Raw genomic sequence first — 12,348 nt, forward strand, 5'->3', positions numbered from 1 at the left:
GGCCCCGCCCAGGCCAGGGCAAGGGCCGGGGGTGACCGGGCCCCCGCAGGGGAGGGGCACACTGGTCAGGTCCGTCCCCCTGCCCGGCCGGAGGGCCCCGTGCGCCGTCGCCTCATCAACTCGACCCTCGCCGTCGTCCTCGTAGTGATCGCCGTCTTCGGCGTCTCACTGGTGATCGTCGAGACCCGCACGATCAGCAACAGCGCCCAGGAGCGCGTGAACTCCGAGGCCGTCCGTCTCGCGAGCATCGTGGACAGCCGTCTGATCAGCGACGAGCGCGTCAGCGGGGCGATCCTGCGGGAGCAGGTGGACACCGAGCGCTACGCCCGCATCGACATCCCGGGCCGCGCCCCCATCGAGGTCGGCACCCGCCCGACGGGCGACGTCATCCGGGCCACGGAGGACGGCGAGGAGGGCGAGAAGGTCACCGTCGAGGAGCCCCGCACCGCCGTCACCCAGGAGGTCGGCCGCACCCTGCTGATCATCGGCGGCGTGGCCCTGCTCGCCATCATCGCCGCGGTCCTGCTCGCCGTGCGCCAGGCGAACCGCCTCGCCTCCCCGCTCACGGACCTCGCGGAGACCGCCGAGCGGCTCGGCTCGGGCGACCCGCGCCCCCGCCACCGCCGCTACGGCGTGCCGGAGCTCGACCGGGTCGCGGACGTCCTGGACGCCAGCGCGGAGCGGATCGCCCGCATGCTCACCGCCGAGCGCCGCCTCGCCGCCGACGCCTCGCACCAGCTGCGCACCCCGCTGACCGCCCTGTCCATGCGCCTGGAGGAGGTCGCCGTGACCGACGACCTGGACACGGTGAAGGAGGAGGCGACGATCGCCCTCACCCAGGTGGAGCGGCTCACCGACGTCGTGGAGCGGCTGCTCACCAACTCCCGCGACCCCCGCACGGGCTCCGCGGTCTCCTTCGACCTGGACGAGGTGATCAAGCAGCAGCTGGAGGAGTGGCGTCCCGCCTACCGCAGCGCGGGCCGCGCCATCGTCAGCTCCGGCAAGCGCCACCTCCAGGCGGTCGGCACGCCGGGCGCGGTCGCCCAGGTGCTTGCGGCGCTGATCGAGAACTCGCTGATGCACGGCGGCGGCACCGTGGCCCTGCGCACCCGCGTCACCGGCAACCAGGCGGTCGTCGAGGTCACGGACAGCGGCCCCGGCGTGCCCGCCGACCTCGGCGCGCGGATCTTCGAGCGCACCATCAGCGGCCGCAACTCGACGGGGATCGGCCTCGCCGTGGCCCGGGATCTGGCCGAAGCGGACGGCGGCCGTCTGGAGATGCTCCAGGGGAAGCCGCCGGTGTTCGGTCTCTTCCTCTCGCGGACGCCGACGCTCCGCGAGGAGCGCCACGAGGACGAGACCGTGCGCTGAACACCCCCGCGCCCCCGCACCCCCGGGGCCGGGATCGGCGCAGGTCAGGCCTGGCGGCGCCCGCCCGACGCGGCCGGTCGCCCGCCGTCGGCCGCCGGGGCGTCCTCCAGGAACGATTCGGCATCGGCGACCGCGGCGCGCGCGGGCAGGGCCCTGAACACCCAGGAGCGGTACGACCAGAAGCGGAACAGCGTGGCGATGCCCATGCCGAGGAACTTGAAGACGTTCGCCTGGAGCTTGCTGTCCCACTCGAAGCCGTACGTCGCGACGTACAGGACGCCGTTCTCGATCACCAGGCCGACGACGCTGAACAGCAGGAAGAGCGTCAGCTCCTTGGTGCGGCCGCTCTTGTCCCGGTCACGGTAGGTGAAGTAGCGGAACCCCACGTAGTTGCAGCAGATCGCGACCACCGTCGCGATGACGCTGGCGCGCACCACCTGGAGGTCGGTGAGGTGGCGCACGAGGTTGAAGACGGCGAAGTTCACCAGCGTCCCCACCGCGCCCACCGCCCCGAACTTGGCCACTTCCCGCGTGAGCCGGTCCATTCGCACGCGCAGTGCGCCGCGGTCCGTCATGGTTGGTCGCCCCAGCCCCGTGATTGGTGTCCATCGGTCGTGTTGCCCGTGTCGGTCGGCCGTACCGGCGGGTCGTGCCGGTGGTGCCGCTCCTGTGGTGCCGCGCCCGCCTCGTTTGCGGTTTCCCCGGTCGCGTCAACCCAGCCATGCTAACCAGCCCCTCCCGGTGGTGCGCGGGGACGCCGTCCGATCCGTGGCACGGCTGTGACGCCGGTGCACGGGATCGGGCCGTTCCCGGATGGCCGATACCCTGTGGGTGTGACGTTCCCGGTAGTCGGCATGGTCGGCGGGGGGCAGCTCGCTCGTATGACCCACGAGGCGGGCATCCCGCTAGGCATCAGGTTCAAGCTCCTCAGTGACACTCCGCAGGATTCCGCGGCGCAGGTCGTCAGCGACGTCGTCATCGGCGACTATCGCGACCTGGACACGCTGCGTGACTTCGCGCGGGGCTGCGACGTGATCACTTTCGATCACGAACATGTACCCACCGAGCATCTACGGGCCCTGGAGGCGGACGGCATCCCCGTGCGCCCGGGGCCCGACGCCTTGGTGCACGCCCAGGACAAGGGGGTGATGCGCGCGAAGCTGGATGAGCTCGGGGTGCCGTGCCCACGCCACCGCATCGTGGAGGACCCGGCGGACGTCGTGGCCTTCGCGGCGGAAGGGGCCACGGAAGGTGACGGCTTCCCGGTCGTCCTGAAGACCGTGCGCGGCGGGTACGACGGCAAGGGCGTCTGGGTCGTGCGCTCCGCGGCCGACGCCGCCGAGCCGTTCCGCGCGGGCGTGCCGGTCCTCGCCGAGGAGATGGTCGACTTCGCCCGGGAGCTGGCGGCGAACGTCGTGCGCTCGCCGCACGGCCAGGCCGTGGCGTACCCGGTCGTGGAGTCCCGGCAGGTCGACGGCGTCTGCGACACCGTGATCGCGCCCGCCCCCGACCTCAGCGACGAACTGGCCGGGCAGGCCCAGGAGCTGGCGCTTCGCGTGGCCCAGGAGCTCGGCGTGGTCGGACACCTCGCCGTGGAGCTGTTCGAGACCCGCGACGGCCGCGTCCTGGTCAACGAGCTCGCGATGCGACCGCACAATTCCGGCCACTGGAGCCAGGACGGCGCCGTGACCTCCCAGTTCGCCAACCACGTCCGCGCGGTCCTGGACCTGCCGCTGGGTGACCCGCGCCCGCGCGCCACGTGGACGGTCATGGCGAACGTCCTGGGCGGCGACTACCCCGACATGTACACCGCGTACCTGCACTGCATGGCGCGGGACCCGCAGCTGAAGATCCACATGTACGGCAAGGACGTGAAGCCCGGCCGCAAGGTCGGACACGTCAACACCTACGGCGACGACCTGGACGAGGTCCTCGACCGCGCCCGTCACGCTGCCGGCTACCTCCGAGGAACGATCACCGAATGAGCACATCCGTGAGCAGTCCCGTCGTCGGCATCGTCATGGGCTCGGACTCCGACTGGCCCGTCATGGAGGCCGCCGCCAAGGCCCTCGACGAGTTCGAGATCCCGTACGAGGTGGACGTGGTGTCCGCGCACCGCATGCCGCGCGAGATGATCGCGTACGGCGAGGAGGCCGCAGGCCGCGGCCTGAAGGTGATCATCGCGGGGGCGGGCGGCGCCGCGCACCTGCCGGGCATGCTGGCGTCGGTGACCCCGCTGCCGGTGATCGGCGTGCCCGTGCCGCTGAAGTACCTCGACGGCATGGACTCCCTGCTCTCCATCGTGCAGATGCCCGCGGGCGTGCCGGTCGCGACGGTCTCGGTGGGCGGCGCGCGCAACGCGGGCCTGCTCGCCGCGCGGACCCTCGCCGCGCACGACGCCGAACTGCTCGGCCGGATGCGCGAGTTCCAGCAGGAGCTGAACGAGCAGGCGACCGAGAAGGGCAAGCGCCTGCGCGCCAAGGTCGAGGGCGCGGGGTCCGGCTTCGGCTTCGGGAAGTGACCCCGTGACAGCGCGCGCGATCGAGGGAACAGTGGCCGCATGACGAAGCTGACCGATTCCCTGGCCCGAGCCCGCTCCCTGCTCGCCGAGTTCCCCGTGGTGGACGGTCACAACGACCTGCCGTGGGCGCTGCGCGAGAAGGCCGGGTACGACCTCGACCGCCTGGACGTCGCCGCCGACCAGACGGGCCTGCTCCACACCGACCTGGCACGCCTTCGCGCGGGCGGCGTCGGCGCGCAGTACTGGTCGGTGTACGTGCGCAGCGACATGGCGGGCGACGATGCGGTCAGCGCGACGCTGGAGCAGATCGACTGCGTCCAGCGGCTGCTCGCCCGCCACCCGGCTCAGCTGCGCCCCGCGCTGACCGCCGCCGACATGGAGGCGGCCCGCGCGGAGGGCCGCATCGCGTCCCTGATGGGCGCCGAGGGCGGCCACTCGATCAACAACTCCCTCGCCACGCTGCGGGCGTTGTACGCCCTCGGCGTGCGCTACATGACGCTGACGCACAACGACAACATCGCCTGGGCGGACTCGGCGACGGACGTCCCGGGCGTCGGCGGCCTGTCCGCGTTCGGCCGCGAGGTGGTCCGCGAGATGAACCGGCTCGGCATGCTCGTGGACCTCTCGCACGTGGCGGCGACGACGATGCGGGCGGCCCTGGACACCTCCGAGGCGCCGGTGATCTTCTCGCACTCCTCGTCCCGCGCGGTGTGCGACCACCCGCGCAACGTCCCGGACGACGTCCTGGAGCGGCTGCCCGCGAACGGCGGCGTGGCGATGGCCACCTTCGTGCCGAAGTTCGTCCTCCAGGCGGCGGTCGACTGGACCCTCGCGGCCGACGAGAACATGCGGGCGCACGGCTTCCACCACCTGGACACCACCCCGGAGGCCATGAAGGTGCACGCGGCCTTCGAGGAGTCGCACCCGCGCCCCGTCGCCACCGCGGCGACGGTGGCCGACCACCTCGACCACATGCGGGAGGTCGCGGGCATCGACCACATCGGCATCGGCGGTGACTACGACGGCACGGCGTTCACCCCGTCCGGCCTCGACGACGTCTCCGGCTATCCGAACCTCGTCGCCGAGCTCCTCGACCGCGGCTGGTCCGAGCCCGACCTCGCCAAGCTGACCTGGCGGAACGCGGCCCGGGTCCTGGGCGCGGCGGAGGACGTGGCCCGCGACGCGAAGGCCCGCAGGGGCCCGTCGATCGCGACCCTGGAGCAGCTCGACGGCTGACGGGTCATCACCGGGCGCCAGGGGCGCGGCTCCAGAGCCGCGCCCCTTCGTCGTCCCTCATTCTTGAACGATCGGTCTGAATGGGCTACCGTCCTCGCAGAGGTTATGAACTGAGCAGTACAAAACTCTCGAAGGAGACCCCCATGTCCGACACCGTTCCCGCCGTGCCCACCGACGAGGAGCTGGCCCAGTCCCTGGAGGGCGACTTCACCAGCGCGTACGCCGAGGTGAACGGCGTCCGGCTGCACTACGTGGCGGGCGGCAGCGGCGACCCGCTCGTCCTGCTCGGCGGCTGGCCGCAGACCTGGTGGCAGTTCCACAAGGTCATGCCGGCCCTCGCGCGCCGCTACCGCGTCATAGCCGTGGACCTGCGCGGCATGGGCGGCTCCGCGAAGCCGCCGTCCGGCTACGACAAGAAGACGATGGCCGAGGACGTCCACGCGCTGGTCCGTCACCTCGGCCACGACCGCGTGCACCTCGCCGGGCACGACATCGGCGCGATGGTCGCCCACGCCTTCGCCGTCAACCACCCCGAAGCCACCCGGAAGCTGGCCCTCCTGGACGTGGCCCACCCCGACCCGAGCCTGCGCGAGCTCACCCTGCTCCCGGTCGGCGACGGGGCCGACTGGGAGGCCGCCCCCGGCGGCGTCTATCTCTGGTGGTTCGCGTTCAACCAGGTCAAGGGCCTGCCGGAGCGGCTGCTCGCCGGTCGGACCGACGTCCTCGTCGACTGGCTCTTCGGCTATCTGCTCCAGGACCAGTCCACGATCGACGCGCGCTCGCGCGCGGTGTACGCGGCGGCCTACGCCACGCCCGAAGCGATCCGCGCGGGCAACGCCTGGTACCAGACGTTCCTCCAGGACATCGAGGACTTCGAGACGTACGACCGGGTGGGCGTCCCCGTCCTCGCGCTGGCGGGCGACCGCAGCCACGCACATCTGCGCGCCATCCTGCCCGGCCACGCCGAGGACTTCCGCCTGCGGCGGATCGAGGGCAGCGGCCACTACCTCCCCGAGGAGCGGCCGGAGCAGGTGACGGCGGAGCTGGTGGAGTTCTTCGCCTGACGTGCCGCGGTGCCGCTAGCGGGCGTCCCGCCACATCAGCCACACCGGCGGGGCGTCGAGCGGCAGGCTCAGCTCCTGCCGCACCGTGAAGCCGAAGCGCTCGTAGAACGGCACGTTGCCGGCCTTGGACGACTCCAGGTACGCGGGCATGCCCTCCGCGTCGGCCCGCGCCAGGCCCGACCGCAGCAGGGCGCTCCCGTGGCCCCGGCCCCGGGCGGCGGGGTCGGCGCCCACCACGGCGAGGTAGTAGTGCGGCTCGGCGGGCGTGTGCCGGCTGATCGCCTCGTAGCTGGCCTTCAGGCGGACGGCGTACTCGCCCAGGATGGCGCCGAGCTCGTCGAACAGGCCCTCGTCGGGTTCGCCCCCGCCCTCGTCCTGCGGCGGCAGCCAGAAGGAGGCCGCCGGACCGGTCTGCTCGCACAGGCCGTTGGGCCCGTAGTGGCGCGTGTAGAGCGTGGCGAAGTACTGCTCCAGGCGCTCCTTGCGGGTGCTGTCGTCGGGGAACAGCCACCGCATCATCGGGTCGGTCGCGAAGGCCCGGGTCAGCGTCGCGCTGAGCGCCGGGAGGTCATCGGGCGTGACGGGCCGGGGAGTCGAGGTGAGAGCCATGCGGCCGATTGTGCAGATTGGGTGATCGTCCAGTGGCGAGGGGGTGCCCGGCGGGAGGGTGCCAACTCGCCTTCCCCACAAGCGGATCGGCCCCTTCCGTGCGTGCGGGAAGGGGCCGATCCGGTCGGGGCTACGGCAGGTTGCGGGCCATCACGATCCGCTGGACCTGGTTCGTGCCCTCGTAGATCTGGGTGATCTTGGCGTCGCGCATCATGCGCTCGACCGGGTAGTCACGGGTGTAGCCGTAGCCGCCGAGGAGCTGGACGGCGTCCGTGGTGACCTCCATGGCGATGTCGGAGGCGAAGCACTTCGCCGCGGCGCCGAGGTAGGTGAGGTCGGCGTCACCGCGCTCGGAGGCGGCCGCGGCCTGGTAGGTCAGGGCGCGGGCGGCGGAGATCTTCATCGCCATGTCGGCGAGCATGAACTGGATGCCCTGGAAGTCGGCGATCGGCTTGCCGAACTGCTTGCGCTCCTGGACGTAGCCCTTGGCGTAGTCGAGGGCGCCCTGGGCGATGCCGAGGGCCTGGGCGGCGATGGTGATGCGGGTGTGGTCGAGCGTCTTCATCGCCGTGGCGAAGCCCGTGCCCTCCTCGCCGATCATGCGGTCGGCGGGGATGCGCACGTTGTCGAGGTAGACCTCGCGGGTCGGCGAGCCCTTGATGCCGAGCTTCTTCTCCGGGGCGCCGAAGGAGACGCCCTCGTCGCCCTTCTCCACGACGAAGGCGCTGATGCCCTTGGAGCGCTTCTCCGGGTCGGTGACGGCCATGACCGTGTAGTACTCGGAGACGCCCGCGTTGGTGATCCAGCGCTTCACGCCGTTCAGGACGTAGGAGTCGCCGTCGCGCACGGCCTTCGTCTTCATGCCCGCCGCGTCCGAACCCGCGTCCGGCTCCGAGAGGCAGTACGAGAACATGCCCTCGCCCTTGGCCAGCGGCGTCATGTACTTCTTCTTCAGCTCCTCGGAGCCGGAGAGGATCACGGGCAGCGAGCCCAGCTTGTTCACGGCCGGGATGAGGGAGGACGACGCGCAGACGCGGGCCACCTCCTCGATCACGATGACCGTGGCGAGCGCGTCGGCGCCACCGCCGCCGTAGCTCTCCGGTACGTGCACCGCGTGCAGGTCGGAGGCCACCAGGGCGTCCAGGGCCTCCTGCGGGAAGCGGGCCTCCTCGTCCACGGCGGCGGCGAACGGCGCGATCTTCGACTCGGCGAGCGAGCGGATCGTGTCGCGGAGCATGTCGTGCTCCTCGGACGGGCGGTACAGGTCGAAGTCAGCCGATCCGGCCAAGGTCTCTCACGCTCCAAGGACGCTGTGGACGCTAGTCACCCTTGCTAATTACCGTTAAGTAACACGATGGGTACTCGAATTTTAGGGTGCCGCCCGCGCCACGGATACGTGAGCTTGACGACAGGGGGAAACGTGCCCGGTGAGAGCCCTGGGCACGCCTGACCGCGCCCCGACTATGCTCGGGCAGCGCACCCCGGCCAGTACACCTCTGGAGCACTTCATGGCCCTGAAGATCACCGTGATCGGCACCGGCTACCTCGGCGCCACGCACGCCGCGGCCATGGCGGAGCTCGGCTTCGAGGTCCTCGGGCTCGACGTCGTGCCCGAGAAGATCGAGATGCTCACGCGGGGCGAAGTCCCCATGTACGAACCCGGCCTGGAGGAGCTGCTGCGCCGCCACGTCGCCGGGATCGAGGGGTCCAGCGGCCGGCTGCGCTTCACGATGGACTTCGCCGAGGCCGCGGAGTTCGGCGACGTCCACTTCGTCTGTGTGAACACCCCGCAGAAGCACGGCGAGTACGCCTGCGACATGAGCTACGTCGACGCCGCCTTCGCCTCCCTCGCCCCGCACCTCAAGCCGGGCGCGCTGGTCGTCGGCAAGTCCACGGTGCCGGTCGGCTCGGCCCAGCGCCTGTCCGGGCTCCTTCCCGAGGGCACGGAGCTGGCGTGGAACCCGGAGTTCCTGCGCGAGGGCTTCGCCGTGGACGACACGCTGCACCCGGACCGGATCGTGGTCGGCGTGGACAGCGAGCGCGCCGAGAAGCTGCTGCGCGACGTCTACGCGAAGCCGGTCGCCGAGGGCACCCCCTTCGTCGTGACGGACTTCCCCACGGCCGAACTCGTGAAGACGGCGGCGAACTCCTTCCTCGCCACGAAGATCTCCTTCATCAACGCCATGGCCGAGGTCTGCGAGGCCGCGGGCGGCGACGTGGTGAAGCTGGCCGAGGCCCTCGGGTACGACGACCGCATCGGCGCCAAGTTCCTGCGCGCCGGGATCGGCTTCGGCGGCGGCTGCCTGCCCAAGGACATCCGCGCGTTCATGGCGCGCGCCGGTGAGCTGGGCGCCGACCAGGCCCTCACCTTCCTGCGCGAGGTCGACTCCATCAACATGCGCCGCCGCGGACACATGGTGGAGCTGGCCCGCGAGGCCGTCGGCGGCGGCTCCTTCCTCGGCAAGCGGGTGGCCGTCCTCGGCGCCACCTTCAAGCCCGACTCGGACGACGTGCGCGACTCGCCCGCCCTGAACGTGGCCGGGCAGATCCACCTCCAGGGCGGCCAGGTCACCGTCTACGACCCCAAGGGCATGGACAACGCCCGCCGCCTCTTCCCGACGCTCGGGTACGCCGCCTCCGCCGAGGAGGCCGTCCGGGGCGCCGACGTCGTCCTGCACCTCACGGAGTGGCGGGAGTTCCGCGACCTCGACCCCGAGGCGCTCGGGGCCGTCGCCGGACACCGCGTCCTGCTGGACGGGCGCAACGCGCTCGACCCGGAGCGCTGGCGCGCCGGGGGCTGGACGTACCGCGCCATGGGCAGGCCCGGAGCCTGACCCGGGGCCCGGACACCGGGCCCCGCCGCTCCGGCTAGCCGTCGAGTCGGCTGATCGTGGCGGTCGAAGCGCCCCTGCGCTCCCGCGCCGCCCGGGCCGTGAAGTCCGCCCCGCGCAGGGCGCGTTGGACGTTGCCCCAGGTGAGCGCCCCGATCTCGGCATCGCTCCAGCCCTGCCCGAGCAGCTCGGTGACGAGCCGGGGGAAGCACGAGGCGTCGTCGAGCTCCTGGGGGTGCGCGGCCGTGGTGTCGTACGTGCCCGCGATCCCCACGCACTCCGGCCCCGCGATCCGGCGCACGTGCTCCAGATGGCTCACGACGTCCCGTACCGAGGTCCCCGTCTGCTCGGTCGCGAAGGGCACCAGACACAGGCCCTTCGCCGCGCCCACGGCGGCGAGCAGGTCGTCACTGAGGTTCGCGGGGTGCTCGCACAGCGCTCGCGCCCCGGACCGGGTGAACAGGACCGGCGCCCTGGACACCGAGAGCACCCGGCGCGCGGTCTCCTCGGGCGCCCCGGACAGATCGGCGAGGACGCCGAGCCGGTTCATCTCCCGTACGACCTCCTCGCCGAAGGCGCTCAGGCCGTCCCCGCCCGCCCACGACGTGTCGGCGAGCGTGAGGACGCTCAGGCCGAGCGCGTGCAGCGAGCGCAGCGCGCCCAGCGAGTCGCCGATGGCACGGGCGCTCGCCGGGCCGACGACGGTGGCGACGCGGCCGTGGTTGCGGGCGTCGGCGGCCTCCGAGGCGTCCCGGGCGAGCCGCAGGTCGTCGCCGTAGCGGGTGACGACGTGGCGCACCAGGTCGAGCTGTTCCAGGGTCGCGCTCACCGCACGGTCACCGGCGAGCTCGTCGGGCACGTGCAGCGACCAGAACTGCGCGCCGACCGCACCCGCTCTCAGCCTTGGCACATCGGTCTCCAAACAGCTGTCGCCGGACTCCAGGTCGCAGTACGGAAGGCCGCGCAGCGCCCACGGCAGGCCGCTGTAGCCGTCGGCGACGGGATGCGCGGCCAGCAGGGCGCGGGCCCGCCCGTCGGCGTCGTCGAGGCGCGCTTCGGGCTCGGGCGCGGCCGCCCCGGCGCCTGGTACGGCGTCCGGCAGCCGGTCGAGCTCTCCGGCCTCGGCGGTGGTGTCGAATTCGTCCTGCAGGTCCGCCATGGCAGCTCCGCGGTCCGGTGGGCACTTTCTCGCTGGTCCACCACCGTCGCACGGCGAGCCCGCGGCTTCGCGGCGGGCGGAGCGTTCGGGGTATGCGGGCGGGGGAGCGCCGCGGGCCCCGCCGTCGGTGACGGCGGGGCCCGCGGGCTTCGGGTGTCCGGTCAGTTGCCCGACACGGTCACCGTCTCGTCGTTGTTGAGCTGCTCGACGAGCTGCTTGACCTTCGCCTTGTCCCAGACGAGGTTGCCGCCGACCGAGCCCGAGATCGGCATGTTCATGGACTTGCCGTCGCCGCCCGTGACGCCCTTCATCGCCCAGAACATCGAGGCCACGTCGAACAGGCCCATGTCCTTGTCGACGATCAGCGTGTCCAGGCCCGCGCCCATCATCGGGTAGAGCTTGAACGGGTTCATCACCGTGCCGGGCGTCGCCGCCTGGTTGGCCAGGGCCGCGAGGAACTTCTGCTGGTTCTTGGTGCGGTCCAGGTCGCTGCCCGGGAGCGCGTAGCGGGTGCGGACGAAGGCCAGGGCCTCCTCACCGTTCAGCTTCTGCTTGCCCGCCTCGAAGTCCGCGCCGGACTTCTTGTCCTTGAAGCCCTTGGGGATGTTCATCTCGACGCCGCCGACCGCGTCCACGATCTTCGCGAAGCCGCCGAAGCCGATCTCCGCGTAGTGGTCGATGCGCAGGCCCGTGTTGGCCTCGACGGTCCGGACGAGCAGCTCGGGGCCGTCCTCGGCGTACGCGGCGTTCAGCTTCGTCTGGCGGCCCGTGGCCGGGTAGAGCTTGCCCGACTCGGCGCCCTTGAAGGACGGGATCGTGACGTTCGAGTCGCGCGGCAGCGAGATCATCGTGTTCCCGCCGTCGTCCGCGACGTGCAGGATCATCATCGAGTCGGTCCGCTTGCCCTCGGCCGAGCCGGTGTGGAGCTTCTTCTTCTCCTCGTCGGACATGCCCGCGCGGCTGTCCGAGCCGACGATCAGGTAGTTCGTGCCCTTGCCGCCCGCGGGCCGCTCGATCACCTTCGACAGGTCGACCTCGCGCTTGAGCTTGGAGTCCGCCCAGAAGTACGTGCTCACGGAGACCACGATCAGCAGGGCGAGGAACGTGACCAGGCCCCAGGTGATCCGCTTCTTCCAGTTCACCGGGGGCTTCGGGCGCGGCGGGGCGGGCGGGCCGCCCGGTCCCTGCGGGCCGCCGGGCGCCTGGCCGCGGCGGGGTCCGGCGGGCGAGCCGTACACCTGGCCGGTGTTGTAGCCGCTGTCGTAGCCCTCCGGGCCGCCGGGGCCCTGGGCGTGCTGCTGCCCGGGCTGGGCCCGCTGGTCGCGGTACAGGTCGTCGTACACGTTGGCGTCGTACGAGGGCTGGCGCGGGACTCCGTCGGGCCGCTGGACGTGGCGCATCACGCGGGCGCCCTCGGGCTGTGCGTTGCCGCTGCCGTACCCGTGGCGGTCCCCGTTGTTGCCGTTCCGCGCGTCTGGCCAATCGCTCATGTGGCTTAGTGTGCAGTGCCGCGCGCCCTCCCTCACAGGGAGGGCGTGATTTCGGGTCACGCCTGTT

The 12,348-nt window shown here is 71.8% G+C and carries 11 protein-coding genes; 6 read left to right on the forward strand and 5 right to left on the reverse strand.

What is annotated here, in order from left to right:
• The first annotated feature begins 99 nt into the window (after positions 1–99).
• A complete protein-coding gene (locus tag AC5WAM_RS24370) occupies positions 100–1,371 on the forward strand; it encodes a sensor histidine kinase (protein ID WP_366791494.1) in 1,272 nt (423 codons plus the stop codon).
• Positions 1,372–1,415: 44 nt separating this feature from the next.
• Here the strand turns inward: AC5WAM_RS24370 and AC5WAM_RS24375 are convergent, their stop codons facing one another.
• Positions 1,416–1,946 carry a GtrA family protein gene (locus tag AC5WAM_RS24375; protein ID WP_495518801.1) on the reverse strand — a complete coding sequence of 177 codons (531 nt, stop codon included), beginning with the start codon at positions 1,944–1,946 and terminating at the stop codon, positions 1,416–1,418.
• A 258-nt stretch (positions 1,947–2,204) separates the two neighbouring features.
• Here AC5WAM_RS24375 and AC5WAM_RS24380 point away from each other — a divergent pair, with 258 nt between their 5' ends.
• From AC5WAM_RS24380 to AC5WAM_RS24395, 4 genes are all read left to right on the forward strand, one after another.
• On the forward strand, positions 2,205–3,356 hold the full coding sequence (locus AC5WAM_RS24380) for a 5-(carboxyamino)imidazole ribonucleotide synthase (protein WP_366791492.1): 1,152 nt from the start codon (positions 2,205–2,207) through the stop codon (positions 3,354–3,356).
• Positions 3,353–3,892, forward strand: a complete 540-nt coding sequence (purE, locus tag AC5WAM_RS24385) for a 5-(carboxyamino)imidazole ribonucleotide mutase (protein ID WP_138960095.1) — start codon at positions 3,353–3,355, stop codon at positions 3,890–3,892. The genes AC5WAM_RS24380 and purE overlap by 4 nt, the downstream gene beginning before the upstream one ends.
• A 39-nt stretch (positions 3,893–3,931) precedes the next feature.
• Positions 3,932–5,128 (forward strand): dipeptidase, encoded by a 1,197-nt coding sequence (locus tag AC5WAM_RS24390; protein ID WP_495518802.1) that lies wholly within the window; start codon positions 3,932–3,934, stop codon positions 5,126–5,128.
• A gap of 143 nt (positions 5,129–5,271) precedes the next feature.
• Positions 5,272–6,192: an alpha/beta fold hydrolase gene (locus AC5WAM_RS24395; protein ID WP_366791490.1), complete on the forward strand. Its 921-nt coding sequence runs from the start codon at positions 5,272–5,274 to the stop codon at positions 6,190–6,192.
• Between the two features lie 15 nt (positions 6,193–6,207).
• Here the strand turns inward: AC5WAM_RS24395 and AC5WAM_RS24400 are convergent, their stop codons facing one another.
• Both AC5WAM_RS24400 and AC5WAM_RS24405 read right to left on the reverse strand, forming a co-directional pair.
• Entirely contained in the window at positions 6,208–6,801 is a 594-nt protein-coding gene (locus tag AC5WAM_RS24400; protein ID WP_495518803.1) for a GNAT family N-acetyltransferase, read from the reverse strand.
• 130 nt (positions 6,802–6,931) lie between these two features.
• Positions 6,932–8,089 (reverse strand): acyl-CoA dehydrogenase family protein, encoded by a 1,158-nt coding sequence (locus tag AC5WAM_RS24405; protein WP_242718841.1) that lies wholly within the window; start codon positions 8,087–8,089, stop codon positions 6,932–6,934.
• A gap of 220 nt (positions 8,090–8,309) precedes the next feature.
• Between AC5WAM_RS24405 and AC5WAM_RS24410 the strand changes: the two genes are divergently transcribed.
• A complete protein-coding gene (locus tag AC5WAM_RS24410; RefSeq protein WP_495518804.1) occupies positions 8,310–9,635 on the forward strand; it encodes a UDP-glucose dehydrogenase family protein in 1,326 nt (441 codons plus the stop codon).
• A 34-nt stretch (positions 9,636–9,669) separates the two neighbouring features.
• Here the strand turns inward: AC5WAM_RS24410 and AC5WAM_RS24415 are convergent, their stop codons facing one another.
• Positions 9,670–10,791: a dipeptidase gene (locus AC5WAM_RS24415; RefSeq protein WP_366791483.1), complete on the reverse strand. Its 1,122-nt coding sequence runs from the start codon at positions 10,789–10,791 to the stop codon at positions 9,670–9,672.
• Between the two features lie 161 nt (positions 10,792–10,952).
• Positions 10,953–12,281 (reverse strand): LCP family protein, encoded by a 1,329-nt coding sequence (locus AC5WAM_RS24420; RefSeq protein WP_495518805.1) that lies wholly within the window; start codon positions 12,279–12,281, stop codon positions 10,953–10,955.
• Positions 12,282–12,348: the final 67 nt, after the last annotated feature.

Source organism: Streptomyces sp. JLYT201 (assembly GCF_059448825.1).